Origin of the sequence: Kribbella sp. NPDC056951 (assembly GCF_042674205.1) — a bacterium.
In the GTDB taxonomy this organism is placed as follows: Bacteria; Actinomycetota; Actinomycetes; order Propionibacteriales; family Kribbellaceae; genus Kribbella; species Kribbella yunnanensis.
This window is the reverse complement of the sequence record NZ_JBHUQZ010000005.1, coordinates 345,130-360,257: the sequence shown is the minus strand read 5'-3', so window position 1 is coordinate 360,257 and position 15,128 is coordinate 345,130. Positions and strand designations below refer to the sequence as shown.

Annotated in this window: 10 protein-coding genes; 8 read left to right on the top strand and 2 right to left on the bottom strand. The window is 69.1% G+C overall.

Annotated features, from left to right (window positions below; translation table 11 throughout):
- Positions 1 to 43: 43 nt before the first annotated feature.
- Positions 44 to 2,767 (bottom strand): ATP-binding protein, encoded by a 2,724-nt coding sequence (locus ACFTSF_RS22395; RefSeq protein WP_380155629.1) that lies wholly within the window; start codon positions 2,765 to 2,767, stop codon positions 44 to 46.
- On the bottom strand, positions 2,767 to 5,565 hold the full coding sequence (locus tag ACFTSF_RS22390; RefSeq protein WP_380155628.1) for an ATP-binding protein: 2,799 nt from the start codon (positions 5,563 to 5,565) through the stop codon (positions 2,767 to 2,769). The genes ACFTSF_RS22395 and ACFTSF_RS22390 overlap by 1 nt, the downstream gene beginning before the upstream one ends.
- A 170-nt stretch (positions 5,566 to 5,735) precedes the next feature.
- Between ACFTSF_RS22390 and ACFTSF_RS22385 the strand changes: the two genes are divergently transcribed.
- From ACFTSF_RS22385 to hrpB, 8 genes are read left to right on the top strand one after another with little or no spacing between them, the layout of a single operon-like run.
- Positions 5,736 to 6,440: a peptidase M23 gene (locus ACFTSF_RS22385; protein WP_380155627.1), complete on the top strand. Its 705-nt coding sequence runs from the start codon at positions 5,736 to 5,738 to the stop codon at positions 6,438 to 6,440.
- 1 nt (position 6,441) lies between these two features.
- Positions 6,442 to 8,274, top strand: coding sequence for a VgrG-related protein (locus ACFTSF_RS22380; protein ID WP_380155626.1), 1,833 nt, complete (start codon positions 6,442 to 6,444; stop codon positions 8,272 to 8,274).
- A gap of 10 nt (positions 8,275 to 8,284) precedes the next feature.
- Positions 8,285 to 8,560 carry a PAAR domain-containing protein gene (locus tag ACFTSF_RS22375; RefSeq protein ID WP_132401897.1) on the top strand — a complete coding sequence of 92 codons (276 nt, stop codon included), beginning with the start codon at positions 8,285 to 8,287 and terminating at the stop codon, positions 8,558 to 8,560.
- A gap of 1 nt (position 8,561) precedes the next feature.
- Positions 8,562 to 8,984 (top strand): GPW/gp25 family protein, encoded by a 423-nt coding sequence (locus tag ACFTSF_RS22370; protein ID WP_344146276.1) that lies wholly within the window; start codon positions 8,562 to 8,564, stop codon positions 8,982 to 8,984.
- Positions 8,981 to 10,927, top strand: coding sequence for a putative baseplate assembly protein (locus ACFTSF_RS22365; RefSeq protein ID WP_380155625.1), 1,947 nt, complete (start codon positions 8,981 to 8,983; stop codon positions 10,925 to 10,927). The genes ACFTSF_RS22370 and ACFTSF_RS22365 overlap by 4 nt, the downstream gene beginning before the upstream one ends.
- 5 nt (positions 10,928 to 10,932) lie before the next feature.
- Positions 10,933 to 11,478, top strand: coding sequence for a phage tail protein (locus tag ACFTSF_RS22360; RefSeq protein WP_380155624.1), 546 nt, complete (start codon positions 10,933 to 10,935; stop codon positions 11,476 to 11,478).
- Positions 11,462 to 12,631: an NADase-type glycan-binding domain-containing protein gene (locus ACFTSF_RS22355; protein ID WP_380155623.1), complete on the top strand. Its 1,170-nt coding sequence runs from the start codon at positions 11,462 to 11,464 to the stop codon at positions 12,629 to 12,631. Before ACFTSF_RS22360 ends, ACFTSF_RS22355 begins: the two co-directional genes overlap by 17 nt.
- Positions 12,632 to 12,655: 24 nt before the next feature.
- Positions 12,656 to 15,127: an ATP-dependent helicase HrpB gene (gene hrpB, locus ACFTSF_RS22350; protein WP_380155622.1), complete on the top strand. Its 2,472-nt coding sequence runs from the start codon at positions 12,656 to 12,658 to the stop codon at positions 15,125 to 15,127.
- Position 15,128: the final 1 nt, after the last annotated feature.

The window sequence follows — 15,128 nt, the reverse complement described above, 5'->3', positions numbered from 1 at the left end:
CAAGAGTTCTTGTCTATTCGCTAGGGCGCCGCGGGTTGAGGGATCAAAGGGCGAGGAGCTCGGCGGCTAGGGGCTCGGGGGATTGGTGGCGGGCGAGGGTGGCTAGGCGGTCGGTTTCGGGGCCTAGGGCGGCGCGGCATCGGGACCAGGCGGTGGCTTCGGCTTGCAGGCGGTCGGTGATGAAGACGGGGGCGCCGATCTCGGCGCGTTGGTGGTCGCTGACCGCGAGCAGCCGGACGGCGAACTCGTAGGAACCCTCAGCGGCGGCCAGGATCGCGAGCAGGCCAAAGCAATCGAGTACGCCGGTCGAGTACCCGATCCCGCGCGCGATCCGGAGCGCCTCCAGAGCGCGAGATCGCGCTCTCTCGTGATCTCCGGCCTGGAAGTCCAGCAGACCGAGACTTCCGATCGCCAGCACCTTGCCCTGCTCGTCGTTCACCGCGGCCCAGACGTCGTACGCCTCGACGATGAAGGCCCGGGCCTCGGCCGGATACCCAAGTTGCCGCAGCGCCATCCCGTTGCAGTTCAGTGCGGCACCCAGTACGACGCCCATCCCCAGCCCGCGGGTGAGTACCTCGGCCTCGTGCCCGAACTGCAGTGCCGCGTACACGTCATCAAGCGCGAGACTCGTCAACGTCAGTCCCTGGGAAGCGATCGCCAGCCCACGGTTGTCACCGAGAGAACGGTAGATGGCAGCGCTCTCCAGCCCGGTCTCCAAGGCCTCGGTGAACCCACCCGCGAACCGCGTTTGCGCAGCCAATCCAGCCAACGCAGCAGCTCGCTCGACGGTCGGCTCGGTGAGTCCGGCCAGCGACGCGCGCAGCCACGCACGAGCCTGGCCCATCAGTCCACGGAACACCCAGTGCCACGACAGCGGCGCGACGATCTCGCCGACCCGCGCCGGATCGTTGCCCTCGGCAAGGCACCAGTCGATCGCAGCCACCAGGTTCGGCTCCTCGAGCCGCAGTACCCGGCCAGTCACCTGCTGCCGCAACGCGAGCCGCTGATGCAGCGCTGCCGCATGCCGGCTGAACTGCGCCAGCTCCACACACCACCGAACATGCCGATTCCGTACGGCGGTCTCCTCACCGGCCGCCCGAAGATGTTCGAGGCCGTACTCACGCACGGTCTCCAGCAAACTGAACCGCTCGTCCACATCCATCGTGACCAGACTGCGGTCGACGAGAACCGCGAGCAGTTCGGCCACCTCGTCGGCCTCGATGCCGTCACCCGCGAGCACCTGTTCGGCCGCATCCAATGCGCAGCCGCCGGCGAAGACCGCCATCCGCCTCAGCACGGTTCGTACCGGTGGTTCCAGCAGTTCGTGGCTCCAGTCCAGAGCTGCCCGCAGACTCGAATGGCGAGATTCGGCAGCACGGAACCCGCGGATCGACAGCCGGAGCCGGCCTTCGATCCGGGCCGCGAGCTGTTCGACGGACAACGTCCGCGTCAGACCTGCGGCCAGTTCGATGCCGAGCGGGAGCCGGTCAACCGCGGCGCAGACCTGTTCCACCGCGGGGCTCGGCTCGGCGCCGCAGCGGTCGCAGAACAACTGCGCCGCATCCGCAACAGCCAACGGCCCAACCCGTCGTACCTGCTCATCGGACAAGCCCAACGCGAGTTGCGAGGTGACCAGTATCGACAGGTCGACGGCCTTGAATCGCAACGCGTCGATCATCGGTACGACGGCGTCCGCGAGGTGCTCGGCGTTGTCGACAACGAGCAGCGCGCCGGTCAGCAGTTCGGCGGAGTGTCCTAGCGATTCGCCTCCGCCGTCGGCTCCGACGGCACCAGCCAGTGCGGCGATCAGGTTGTCGCCTTGGCGTAAGGGCGCGAGGTCGAGCCACGCTACGGAGCGGCCGTGCTCGGCAGTTTGGGCCGCGACCTCGCGGGCCAGTCTCGTCTTGCCGGCGCCCGGTCCGCCCAGCAGTGTGATCAGTGTCGGTCGGCGGAGTTCGCGCAAGAGGGCGGCCAGTTCGCGATCGCGGCCGACGAAGTTTTTCGCTGCCGTAGGCAACGGAATTCGTGGCGCGGGTGGGCGATGACCGCGGAGGTCGTCTTCGAGCGCGACGGTCTCCGGGGTCGGGTCGATCCCGAGTTCATCGGCGAGCCGGGATCGCAGGCTGCGCAATCGATCGAGGGCCTCCGCCTGCCGACCGGCTCGGGTCAGGGCGAGCGCGGACAACCCGACCAGCCGTTCGTGCAGTGGGTGTACGGCGATCATCCGCTCGAGCTCCGGTCCGACCGGCCGGCCGAGCGCGAGCCCGGCCTCGGCCCACGCGAGCTGGAGATCCACGTGGAGCGTTTGCATCCGCCGCTGTTCCGCGTCGACGAACGGAATGTCCTCCAGACCGGCCAGCGGATCCCCACGCCACAGATCGATCGCGGCAGCGGCCGTGCCGAACACCCGGGCCTGATCTCCAGAACGCCGTACGGCGTCGATCGTAGAGAGCGCTTTCTCGGCGGCGCTCAGATCGGTGGGCTCGGCCAGCAGACTGAACCCGGCCGGGCTGCGACGCAATGCGGTCGCGTGTTCTCCGAGTGCGCCGCGGAGCCGCGAGGCCAGCACTCGCAGTCGGGCGGCTGGTCGAGCGGCGTCTTCATCGGCCCAGAGATCGCGGATCAAGATGTCGTCGGCAACCGCTTCACCACGGGCGAGCGCGAGCCGGACTGCCAAGGCCTGTGCGAGCGGCTGCCGTACTAGCAAGGTTTCGCGAGCGGCAGAGACGATCTCGGGCGGTCCGAGAACACGGATCTCGAGACGCATCAGCCGGCCAGGATCTCGGCGGCGAGCGTCTCCGGCGATTGGCGACGCGCTAGCTCAGCGAGCCGGTGGGCCTCGGCGCCGAGGGCGCGACGGCACTCCTCCCAGGCGGCGGCCAGCGCGCTGGCTTCGTCGGCGACCTGGATGGGACTGCTCAACTCCTCGCGCTGATGCTGGACGACGGCGATCAGCCGGATTGCCTCTTCAGGGTTGCCCTCGGCGGCCTCGACTGTGGCGAGCAGGGCCAGACCGTCGAGGATCCCGAGCAGGCCGCCGATGCCCCGCGCCATCCGGAGGCAGAAGAGCGCGCGTCGTCGGCCCTCGGCGGTGTCACCGGCTTGGACAGCCAGTACGCCGAGATGGTTCGAAGCCAGCACGAGACCTTCGTCGTCGCGGACAGCGGCCCAGATGTCGTAGGCCTGCTCGAACAGGTCCTTGGCCTCGGCCGGGTAGCCGAGCATGCGCAATGCCAGGCCAGTGCAGTTGAGTGATGCCCCGAGGACGATGGGCAGGTCCAAGGTCTCGGCCATCGTCCCGGCCTGGTGTGCGTAGTCGAGAGCGGCGTAGACGTCGTCGAGTCCGAGACTGGTCAGTGTCAGCACGTGGTACGTCCTGGCGAGACCGCGATTGTCGCCCAGTGCCCGGTAGATCTGCAGGCACTCCAGCCCGGCTTCGAGTGCTTCGTCGTACCGGCCGACGCTGCGGGCCTGGAATGCGAATCCTCGGAGAGCGCTCCCTCGTTCTGCCGTTCCCGGCGCCAGGGCGGGGAGCGACGCGCACAACCATTCGCTGGCCTGCGCCATCATCCCGCGGGACATCCAGTGCCAGCCGAGTGGCGCGACGAACTCGCTGACCCGGCCGGGGTCGTTGCCCTCGCCCATGCACCAGTCGATCGCGGCGAGCATGTTGGGTTCTTCCAGGCGGACCAGCCGAGCAAGCTCCGGTTCGCCGAGAAGCAGCCGTTGATCCTGAGGTCCGTACGCACCGCCGAACTTCGCGAGCTCCACACACCAGGCAGCGTGCCGATGTCGTAGAGCGCTCTCTTCCCCCGAGGAACGCAGTTGGTCGAGTGCATACTCGCGAACCGTCTCCAGCAACCCGATCCGCTCCGGCCCGCTGGTGATCAGACTCCGGTCAGCCAACTCAGCCAGCAACCCATCAACCTGATCACCAGCAATCCCACCGGCCGCCCGCCCGTCGTCCGGTGCGTCGCCGCTCGCGCTTTGGGTCGGGGTGTTGTCGGTGAGGACGTAGGCGGCGGCTTCGGGGGTGCAGCCGGCGGCGAAGACGGCTAGGCGGCGGAGGGCTATGCGTTCTTGGGGGCCCAGGAGTTCGTGGCTCCAGTCGAGGGCTGAGCGCAGGCTTACGTGCCGGGGGCCGGCGTCGCGGAGGCCGCGGACAAGCAGGCGGAGCCGGTGGTCGATGCGTTTGGCGAGTTGGTCGACTGACAGGGTTCGGGTCAAGCCGGCGGCGAGTTCGATGCCGAGGGGGAGACGGTCGACTGCTGTGCAGATTCGTTCTACGGCAGCGCTTGGCTCGGCGCCGCTGCGGTCGCAGAAGAGTTGGGTTGCCTCGGCGGCGGTCAGGGCGGCGACTCGGTGGAGTTGTTCATCGGTCAGGCGGAGTGGGCGCTGCGAGGTGACCAGGATTGACAGGCCCGTCGACTTGAAGCGCAGTACGTCGATGACCGTGGCGACCTGGTCGACGAGGTGTTCGGCGTTGTCGACGACTAGTAGTGCGTCGGTGAGTAGTTCGGCGGAGTGGCCGATCGAGTGGTCGCCGCTGGTGGCTCCGGCAGCGCCGGCGAGAGCGCTCTCCAGGTCGTCTCCCGGCTGTGCGGGCGCCAGATCCAACCAGGCGACGAGGCGGCCGTCGTCGGCCGTCCGGGCGGCGAGCTCGCGGGCCAGCCGGGTCTTTCCGGCGCCGGGGCCGCCGAGCAAGGTGATCAGGCCGGGCTGCTGGATCTGCTGCAGGAGGTCGGCCTGCTCCTGCCGGCGGCCGACGAAGGTTCTCGCGGCGGTCGGCAATGACGTCCGCAGCCTCGACGGCGCTGTCAGTCGAGTATGCAGGTCGCCCTCGAGGGAGACCGTCTCGGGTGCCGGGTCGATTCCGAGTTCGTCGGCCAGCCGGACCCGGAGCGCGTGGAGCCGGTCCAGCGCATCGGCTTGGCGGCCGGCCCGGAAGAGCGCTTGCGCGGAGAGCCCGACCAGGCGTTCGTGCAAGGGATGGACGCAGACCAGTCGCTCGAGCTCCGGCTCGACGAACTTGCCGAGGGCCAGGCCCGACTCGGCCCACGCCAGCTGCAGCTCCAAACGCAGGGACTCCAGGCGTTCCCGCTCTGCAGCAACGAACGGGATGCCGTCCAGATCGGACAGCGGATCACCGCGCCAGCGGGCCAGGGCAGCGGCGGCGGTGTCGAACACCCTGGCCTGGTCGCCGCCGCGGCTGAGATCGAGGCCAGAGAGCGCTTTCTCGGCTGCGTCGAGGTCGGCGGGTTCGGCGAGCAGGCGGAAGCCGGCCGAGGTCCGCTGCAGTGCCCCGGCCTGGTCGCCGAGCGCACCGCGCAGGCGGGAGGCCAGCACCCGCAGCCGGGCCAGCGGCCGGGCCGCATCGTCGTCGTCGCCCCAGAGATCGCGGATCAGGATGCCGTCGGCAACGGGTTTGCCGCGGGCCAGCCCGAGCCGGACCGCGAGCGCCCGGGTGAGCGGTTGCCGTAGCGGGACCGATTCGCGGGCAGGGGTCAACAGCTCGGCCGGTCCGAGTACGTCGATCTGCAGTAACGGCGACCCCGTCGCTCTCACCCCCAGCGGAGAACGTTTGTGAGGGAATCCTAATTCGACCTGCCCTTTCGGGAAGAGGGGAGGTCCCTCGGTGCGGCGCTGGTGCACCTGCCTGTCCGGCGGCCGCGTCCCTAGCCTCGACAGCAAGGTCCGGTTGGAGAGCCGGCCGGTGATGAGGGGTGGTGCGGGCGGTGGCGCGTGGGAATCTGGCGAAGGCCTACCTGGAGATCCACGAGGCAATGCCGAACAAGGGTGCCGGCGCCACGCTGGGCGCGAGCAAGGGCACCATCGCGTTCCAGTTCAACCCGAACGAGCTCACTGTCAAGAAGGCCGCCAAGTGGAACAGCGAGCCGGCCCGCGGATCGAAGAAGGCCGCGCCGCCGGAGTTCCAGGGGCCGGAGCCCGGCAAGCTGACGGTGGAGATGTTCTTCGACTCCACCGACACCATGAACGACTCCGTGGTGAAAGCGGTGAAAGCGCTCTTCGAGTGCTGCGCCCCGACCGACAACAGCCTGGGCAAGAACAAGCCGGTACCGCCGCTGGTGGTCTTCCACTGGGGAGCGCTCGACTTCTTCCCGAGTTTCATCACCTCGGTCACCGCGAAGTACACGCTCTTCACCCCCGAGGGAACTCCGGTCCGGGCGACCTGCACGGTCGATCTGCAGGAGATGCCGGCGATCACGCCCAAGCAGAACCCGACCTCCGGCAGCCTGACCGCCCGCCGTACCCATGTGTTGCTGGAAGGCGAGACGCTGGCCGCGGTCGCGTACGCCGAGTACGGCGACCCGGCGATGTGGCGGCCGTTGGCTGCGGCGAACGACATCGACGACCCGCACCGGGTCGCGCCCGGCAGCACGCTGCTGCTGCCGTCCCCGGACGAACTGCTGGCGGGCTGAGATGGCCAATGCCAACATCTCCAGCACCCTCGGGATCAGCGTCGCCGGGGGAGCGCTCCCCGACGATCTCATGTCGCTCGTGGCCGGCGTCTGGGTGGACGACAATCTGCACCTGCCGGACATGTTCACGCTGCGCTTCCGCGATCCGGACCGCCTGGTGCTGGCCAAGTCGCAGATCGCGATCGGTGTCGAGCTCAAGCTGTCCGTGCACGCACACCAGGAGAGCGCTCCCCGCGATCTTCTGGTCGCCGAGGTGACTGCGCTCGAGATCGAGGTGGACAGTACCGGCACGTTCACGGTGGTGCGTGGGTACGACGCGGCGCACCGGATGCTGCGCGGGACCCGGAGCATGACGTACCAGCAGTCGACGATCAGCGACATCGTCCGGAAGGTTGCTCAGCGCAACAACATCAAGACCGCGACGATCGACTCGACCAGTACCGTGCACGACCTGGTCAGTCAGGCGAACCAGACCGACTGGGACTTCCTGCGCATGCTCGCCGACAGCGTCGGCTACCACTTGGCGGTCGAGAACAAGACGCTCGCCTTCACCAAACCGGTCGATGCCTCGACCGCCCCGAGCGGTTCGGACGGAACCCAGCCCCAGGCCCTGGAGCTCGGGTCCGACCTGCTGCGGTTGCGGACGGCGGTGACCGCGGCCGGCCAGGTGCCCTCGGTCGAGGTCCGAGGCTGGGACGACGCCAGTCAGAGAGCGGTTTCTGCGACCGCGCCCGTGCAAACCAAGACCGCTGAGATCGGCGCGAAGCCCGCGGAGCTGGCCAAGTCGTTCGGTGCGCAGCCTTGGGTGGTCACGCACGTTCCGCATCGCACCCAGGCGACAGCCGAGGCCGCTGCCAAGGCGCTTGCCGAGCGGGTGGCCGGGACATTTGCCGAGCTGGAAGGCGTCTGCCGGGGCAACCCGAACCTGCACGCCGGATCGGCTGTTGCCCTCAGCAACCTTGGTGCGCCGTTCGACGGTAAGTACACGCTCTCTCGGGTCCGACACGTGTTCGACAACGACAGCGGCTACACGACCCTGATCTCGGTCACCGGGCAGCAGGATCGCTCGATGCTCGGTCTGAGCGGCGGCTCCGGTTCCGAGCGGCATGGCATCGTCACCGGCGTCGTCACCGACATCAAGGACCCCGACAAGCTCGGTCGCGTCAAGGTCCGGCTGCCGTGGATGCACGACGACTTCGCCACCACCTGGTCGCGGGTCATCCAAGCCGGTGCCGGCAGCAACCGCGGTGCGATGGTCATCCCGGAGGTCAACGACGAGGTGCTGGTCGCCTTCGACCACGGTGCCATCGACGCGCCGTACGTGCTCGGTGGTCTCTACAGCGCCAAGAACCTCCCGTACGCCGCTCAGTCGGAGAGCGTGGACTCGGGCGCGGGCCAGGTGAGCCGGCGCGCGATGGTCAGCCGCACCGGGCACTCGCTCGAACTGCTCGAAGCGGCGGCGCAGAACGGCATCTGGCTGCAGACCGGCGACGGCAAGCTCAAGGTCTCCATGGACGCCGGGAACGGACCGGTGATCACCGTGCACAGCGACGGCAAGGTCGTGGTGGAGGCCAAGGACAGCGTCGACATCACGGCCCAGAACGGCAGCGTGAAGATCACCGGCGGAGACAAGATCGCGCTCTCCGCGCGGGCCGGGATCACGCTCGACGGCGGGACCGGCGACGTGAACGTCAAGGGCGTCAAGGTCGCTCTGCAGGGGACGGCGGAGGCGTCGCTGTCGGCGGCGAAGGTCGGGGTCAAAGGCCAGGCCGCGACCGAGATCACCGGCGGCGCGGCGCTCACCCTGCAGGCCGCACTCGTGAAGATCAACTAGGGAGCCGGGTATGCCAGGACCAGCCGCCCGGGTGGGCGACCCGACCGGACACGGCGGCGCGCTCGGACCTCCGGGAGTGCCGACGGTACTGATCGGCGGGATGCCGGCCGCGACGGTCGGGACCCCGCACATCTGCGCGATCCCGCTGCATCCGCCGTCGGCCGTCGTACCGCCGGGATCGATGACCGTGCTGATCGGCGGCCTGCCGGCCGCCCGGCTGGGGGACATGACCGCCTGCGGCGCACCCATCGCGATGGGCGCGCCCACTGTGATGATCGGAGGATGAGGTGAGCTCGGAGTTCGTCGGCGCCGGCTGGGCCTTCCCGTTGCGTACGGACGCGACCGGGCGGGTCGCGCTGGTCCGGGCCGACCGGGAGATCGAGGAGAGTATCCGGCTCATCCTCGGGACCGCACCCGGTGAGCGGCCGATGCGGCCGGAGTTCGGCTGCGGGATCCAGGACCACATCTTCGCGCCCGCGAACGCGACCACGGCAGGCAAGATCGTCGCCGACGTGCGGATCGCGCTGGACCGCTGGGAGCCGCGGATCGACCTGCTCGACGTCCAGGTGCACTTCGACCAGGTCGACGAGGGAGCGCTCTATATCGATCTGCACTACACGATCCGCGGCAGCAACAACCCGCGGAACCTGGTCTTCCCCTTCTACCTGATCCCCGAGCACATCGAGATCGACGCCGGAGCCAACTCATGACCTTGACTGCGCCGAATCTCGACGACCGCCGGTTCCAGCAGTTGGTGGACGACGCCAAGCGGATGATCCAGCAGCGCTGCCCGGAGTGGACCGACCACAACGTGTCCGATCCCGGCGTCACGCTGGTGGAGGCGTTCGCGACCATGGTCGACCAGTTGATGTATCGGCTGAATCGGGTGCCGGAGCGCAACTATCTGCGCTTCCTGGACCTGATTGGGGTGAAGCTGTTCGCGCCGGTCGCGGCTCGTGCCGACGTCACCTTCTGGCTGTCCGCGGCCCAGCCCGAGACGATCACCGTCCGGGCCGGTACCGAGGTTGCGACGCTGCGCACCGAGCACGACGAGGCGATCGGGTTCAGTACCGTCGACGACCTGCCGATCGTGACCACCGCTCTGCAGACCGTTGCTACCGGCAACGTTGGCGGCGGGGCGATGGACCGGACCGTCGAGCTGCAGGACGGGGTCGGGTTCGACTGTTTCCCGGAGCCGCCGACGCCGGGGAGCGCTCTCTACATCGGTCTCACCGAGGCAGCTCCGTCTTGCGCGGTCCTGCTCCGGATGGACTGCGAGGTCGAAGGAATCGGTGTCGACCCGCTGGACCCGCCGCTGCGCTGGGAGGCCTGGAACGGCGAGGACTGGGTCCCGTGCGAGGTCGACCGCGACGGTACCGGCGGTCTCAACCGGGCCGGCGACATCGTGCTGCACATCCCGCGCGACCACGTTCCGTCCGTGATCGCGCAGCAGCGGGCCGGATGGTTGCGCTGCGTCCTGACCGAGCCGGACGTCGATCAGCCGTTCTACAGCGAGTCCCCGAAGCTGCGTTCGGTCGAGGCCTCCACGATCGGCGGTACGGCGACCGCGGAGCACGCCGAGGCCGTCCTGTTCGAGGAGATCGGGCGTAGCGATGGCAGTGCCGGTCAGCGGTTCGTTCTCGAGCGTCGCCCGATAGCGCTCTCTGCGGATCCCGAGATCTTGCGCGTCGGAACCGACGACGGCTGGCAGGAATGGACGCTCGTCGACAGCTTCGCCGCGTCGACGGCCGAGGACCACCATTTCGCGCTCGACCGGCAGACCGGCCAACTGCTGTTCGGTCCGGCGGTACGGCAGCCCGACGGCGCGCTCACGTCGTACGGCGCGGTGCCGCCGAAGGGCGCCGTACTGCGGCTCGACCGGTATCGGATCGGTGGTGGCAGCGCGGGAAACGTCGCAGCACACGCTCTCCGCGTTCTCAAGAGTTCTCTCCCGTTCGTGTCCGAGGTCGACAACCGGCGGCCCGCGATCGGCGGCGTCGACGGTGAGCAGGTGTCCGACGCGATGCAGCGGGGACCGCTCTCTCTGCGTACGGCGTCGCGCGCGGTCACGGCCGAGGACTACGAACTGCTCGCCCGCGAGGCGACTCCCGAACTCGGTCGGGTGCACTGTGTTCCGGGGGACGAGAGTGAGCCGAATGTCGTTCGCCTGCTGGTGATTCCGCGCCTCTCCGGCGACCCGGAGGCCCAGACCGACTTCGGTGCGCTGCGCCCCTCCGACGAGGTGCTGCAGCGACTCGCCGAACACCTGGAACCACGCCGGATGCTCGGCGCCCGCCTGCTGATCGAACCGCCGTACTACCGGGCGGTGACGGTCGTTGCCAGGCTCACGGCAGCAGCGGACGCGTCGTCGGAGCGAGTACGCCCGGCAGCGCTCTCTGCGGTCTACCGCCTGCTGCACCCGCAGGTCGGCGGTCCGCGCGAAGACGGCTGGCCACTCGGCCGCGCCGTACAGACTGGTGACATCCACGCCGCCCTGCAGCGCGTGCGCGGTGTCGAGTCGGTGGAGGACGTGCGGCTGTACCTGGCGGACCCGGTCCTCGGGACGCGCAGTGAGACGCCGGTCGAGCGGATCGACCTGGCCCGGACGGAGCTGGTGTTCTCGTTCGAGCACCAGATCCAGGTGCGGAGGTAGTACCGATGCGCGGCCTGGTCGACGGTCTGCACAACCCCCATCCCCTGCTGGCGATCCTGCCCGGCCTGTACGCCGAGGACGACCTCGCGGCGCGGCTGACCGGGGTGTTCGACGATGCGCTGGCGCCGGTGGTGTCCACGCTGGACAACTTCCCGGCGTACCTGGATCCCGCACTGGCTCCGGAGGACTTCGTGGAGCTCCTTGGGTCCTGGGTGGCGGCGTTCACCGATCCACGCATCCCGGCCGACCGGCAGCGGTTGCTGGTCGCGGCCGCGGTAGAGCTGCACCGCTCCCGCGGCGCGGCCGCCGCATTGCGCGAGACCCTGCGGCTGGCCTGCGGGGTCGAGGCCGAGGTGACGGAGTCCGGCGGTACGGCGTGGTCCGCGCGAGCGCAGTCGGCGCCACCGGGCTCGGATCTGCCACGACTCGTCGTACGGGTGCCGCAAGAAGCTGACGGGGCGGTTGTGCACCGCGTTGTCGAAGCGCTACGGCCGGCGAACCTGCCGGCCCGGATCGAGGTCATGGAGGTCGGCAATGATCTTGTGCAGTGATTGTGGAGAGCAGAACGAGGACGGGACTGTCTTCTGTGCCCGCTGCGGTGTCTTCCTGGAGTGGGAGGGAGAGCGTGTCCCGACGCCGGCTGCGGCTGGGCGGACCACTGTCGTGCAGGCGCCGCCCGAACCCGTCCCAATGCAGGTCTCAGCGCCGGTCGCAGAGACGCCCGCAGTAGTCGGGGCTGAGACCACGGCAGAGGCGCCGGCAGTGCAGGCCGCCGCCCCCGCATCCGCCCCGCCAGAGCAGGCGCAGACGCAGCCGCATCGGCCGGTACCAGTACCGGCGCCAGAGCCGCGGCAGCCGGACGCACTGCCACCTGCACGTAAGCCAGGCTCGCGGCAACCGCAGACGGTCAAGCGGAAGATGCCGCGGCGGTCCAAGTCCCCGGTGATCATTCCGACCGGCTCCCGGATCTGTGGCGGCTGTGGGATGCCGAACGAGGGCACCCGGCGGTTCTGCGCCAAGTGTGGGTTCAGCTTGGTCGATGCGAAGGTGATCAAGAAGACCGCGTGGTGGCGGCGCTTCCTCGGTCGCGAACGCATCTATGCCGCGGGTACTCGGTTCCGGCCGAGCAACGCGCGGCGCCGGTTCCGCGGTGCGACCCGGATTGGCGTCGTACTGGCTCTGCTGGCCGGTGGTGGCATTCTCGCGTTTCCCCAGCGCCCGCTGGTGATGCGTGCAGTGCATGCCGTGCAGGACATGGTGACTGATCCGCAGCCGGTGCATCTGACGAAGATCAAGGGCAGTGGAGCGGTGGGCAAGCAGGTGCCGGCGCTCGCCTTCGACGGCGCGAAGAACACGTACTGGGGCGCGCCGCGGGTCGGTAAGAACGCAGTGGTCGGGCCGTACCTGACCGGGACGTTCCAGCAGCCGGTGCGGCTCACGCAGTTCGGGATCTACGCGGGAGTGTCGGATCAGACGCCGAAGTTCGTCGCAGGACCGCGGCCGGCCGAGCTGGAGATCACGGTGTTCACTGGCGACAAGCCGGTGATCAAGCGGTTCCGGCTGGCGGACAGCTCGAAGTACCAGAAGTTCAAGCTGAAGGTCGACGATGCGCGCGGTGTGCAGATCGCTGTCGTGCGCAGTACCAATCCGAGCCGTGCGACGCTGACTGCGATCGCTGAGATCGAGCTCTTCGGCAAGCCCTGACAGGCGGTCGGCTAGCGTCGGGGCGTGCTGCTGCCTGACTTGTCGGTGCCTGGGGCGGATCTGCCTGTCCGGGCGGTTCTGCCTGCCACGGTTGAGGCGGTGCGTTCGCACGGTACGGCGGTGCTGGTCGCGCCGCCCGGATCCGGGAAGACCTCGCTGTTGCCGCTGGCGCTGGCCGACGCGCTCGGGGGCACGGTCATCGTCGCCGAGCCGCGGCGGATGGCCACTCGGGCCGCTGCGGCTCGGCTGGCGACGCTGGTCGGGGAACCGCTTGGTCAGCGGATCGGCTACGCGATGCGGGGTGAACGCAGCGGCGGTACCGGAGTCCGCGTTGAGGTGGTGACGACAGGGCTTCTGGTACGGCGTCTGCAGCAGAACCCGGAGTTGCCGGGCGTGGCCGCGATTGTGATCGACGAGTGTCACGAGCGGCACCTGGATGCGGATCTGCTGCTCGCGTTCTGCCTTGATATCCGGGCGAATCTTCGCGAGGACCTCGCGATCGTGGCGACTTCGGCTACCGCGGACACGGTGAGGTTGAGTCGCGCGTTGGGTTCGGCGCCGGTGATCACTGCGTCGGCTGCGTTGTTCGACGTGGGCGTCGAGTGGGCGCCACCGCCGGTCGCAGTGCCGCTGCTTCCGGGTGGGCGGGTTGATCCGCGGCTGCTGGATCACGTTGCGGCCGTCGTACGGCGTGCGCTCGCCGAGAACGACGGGGACGTGCTCGTGTTCGTGCCGGGGGAGGGCGAGATCAACGGGGTGACTCGGCGGCTGGCCGGCGAGAACGTGCTGCCGTTGTTCGGTCGGCAGTCCAGGGCGGAACAGGACCGGGCGTTGGCGCCGGGCGCCACTCGGCGGATCGTGGTCACGACGTCGGTGGCGGAGAGTTCGCTGACTGTGCCTGGGGTGCGGGTGGTGGTCGACTCGGGTCTTGCTCGGGAGCCGCGGACGGATCAGTCGCGTGGGCTCGGTGCGCTGGTGACTTGCCGGGTTTCGCGATCGTCGGCTGAGCAGCGCGCGGGTCGTGCTGGGCGTGAGGCGCCGGGGCGGGTGTATCGGTGCTGGTCTGCTACCGATCACTCGCATCTCGACGATCATCCGGCGCCGGAGATCGCGATCGCCGATCTGGCTGGCTTTGCGCTTGATCTCGCTGCGTGGGGTGCGCCTGCTGGCGCTGGTCTGACGCTGCTCGAGGCGCCGCCGGTGGTGGCGATGAACGCGGCCGCTGACTTGTTGCGTCGTCTGGATGCAGTTGATGACGACGGGCGGATCACTGAGCGCGGACGGCGGATGGCGGCGGTCGGGGCACATCCGCGGTTCGCACGTGCGTTGCTCGACGGTGCGCCGCGAGTGGGCGCTGACCGGGCTCGCGAGATCGTCGCGATGCTCTCGGACGACTCGGGCCGCGACTTCGGCGACGACCTACCTGCCCGCTGGCGATCCCTCCGCCGAGGCGACGACCGCGGCGCGACGGCCCGCTGGCGAGAAGAAACCAAACGCCTCGGTACGACGACCAGCCGCCAGCCGGGGACACGCGTCGTACCGGATGATCTGGCTGCCGGAATTGTGGTGGGGCTGGCTTATCCGGATCGGATTGGGCGGGTTCGGGGGGCCGAGTCGGCGACGTACCAGATGTCGGGTGGGACGGGGGCTGTTTTGGATGAGCAGTCGGCTTTAAGGACGAGCGGCTGGTTGGCGATTGCGGTGGCTGATCGGGCGCCTGGGCGGGCTGACGCCAGGATCCGGTCTGCTGCGCCTATTGATGAGCAGACGGCGCGTGACGTTGCCGGTGATCTCGTGTCGACGACTGACCAGGTTCGGTGGGAGGGCGGGCGGGTTGTGGCGCGGCGGGTTGAGGCGCTGGGGGCGATTGTGCTGAGCGATGTGCCGCTGGCCAAGCCTGATCCGGTGCTGGTGCAGGCGGCGGTTCGTGAGGGTATTCGGCGCAGTGGGCTGTCGGTACTGCGTTGGTCGGAGGCTGCGGTCGCTTTGCGGGAGCGGCTGGCGTTCTGTCATGCGCACCTGGGCAGTCCGTGGCCGGCGGTTGACGACGAAGCGCTGTTGGGCAATCTGGACGAGTGGTTGGGTACTGAGCGCGATCTCGCTCGCATCGACGTGGCGTCGGCACTCCGGCGACTGCTGCCGTGGCCGGCGGCAACCAGGTTCGATGAGCTCGCACCGGAGAAGCTGCAGGTGCCCTCGGGGTCCGAGGTGCGGCTCGTGTACGACGGTGTGGCGCCACCAGTGCTCGCGGTGAAGCTGCAGGAGGTGTTCGGCTGGACTGCGACTCCAGCTGTCGCGGATGGTCGCGTGCCAGTCGTACTGCACCTCCTGTCGCCCGCACGGCGGCCGGTCGCGATCACTAGCGACCTTGCGTCGTTCTGGAAGCAGGGCTATCCGCAGGTGCGGGCTGACCTGAGGGCGCGCTATCCGCGCCACCCGTGGCCGGAGGACCCGTTGACCGCCGTACCGACCAAGCGAGTGAAGCCACGCAAGTAGA

Excerpts from the sequence above, each read along its gene's own strand:
- ACFTSF_RS22395 (WP_380155629.1), bottom strand. The coding sequence starts at position 2,767 with ATGCGTCTCGAGATCCGTGTTCTCGGACCGCCCGAGATCGTCTCTGCC.
- ACFTSF_RS22380 (WP_380155626.1), top strand. The coding sequence starts at position 6,442 with ATGGCCAATGCCAACATCTCCAGCACCCTCGGGATCAGCGTCGCCGGG.
- ACFTSF_RS22375 (WP_132401897.1), top strand. The coding sequence starts at position 8,285 with ATGCCAGGACCAGCCGCCCGGGTGGGCGACCCGACCGGACACGGCGGC.
- ACFTSF_RS22365 (WP_380155625.1), top strand. The coding sequence starts at position 8,981 with ATGACCTTGACTGCGCCGAATCTCGACGACCGCCGGTTCCAGCAGTTG.
- ACFTSF_RS22360 (WP_380155624.1), top strand. The coding sequence starts at position 10,933 with ATGCGCGGCCTGGTCGACGGTCTGCACAACCCCCATCCCCTGCTGGCG.
- ACFTSF_RS22355 (WP_380155623.1), top strand. The coding sequence starts at position 11,462 with ATGATCTTGTGCAGTGATTGTGGAGAGCAGAACGAGGACGGGACTGTC.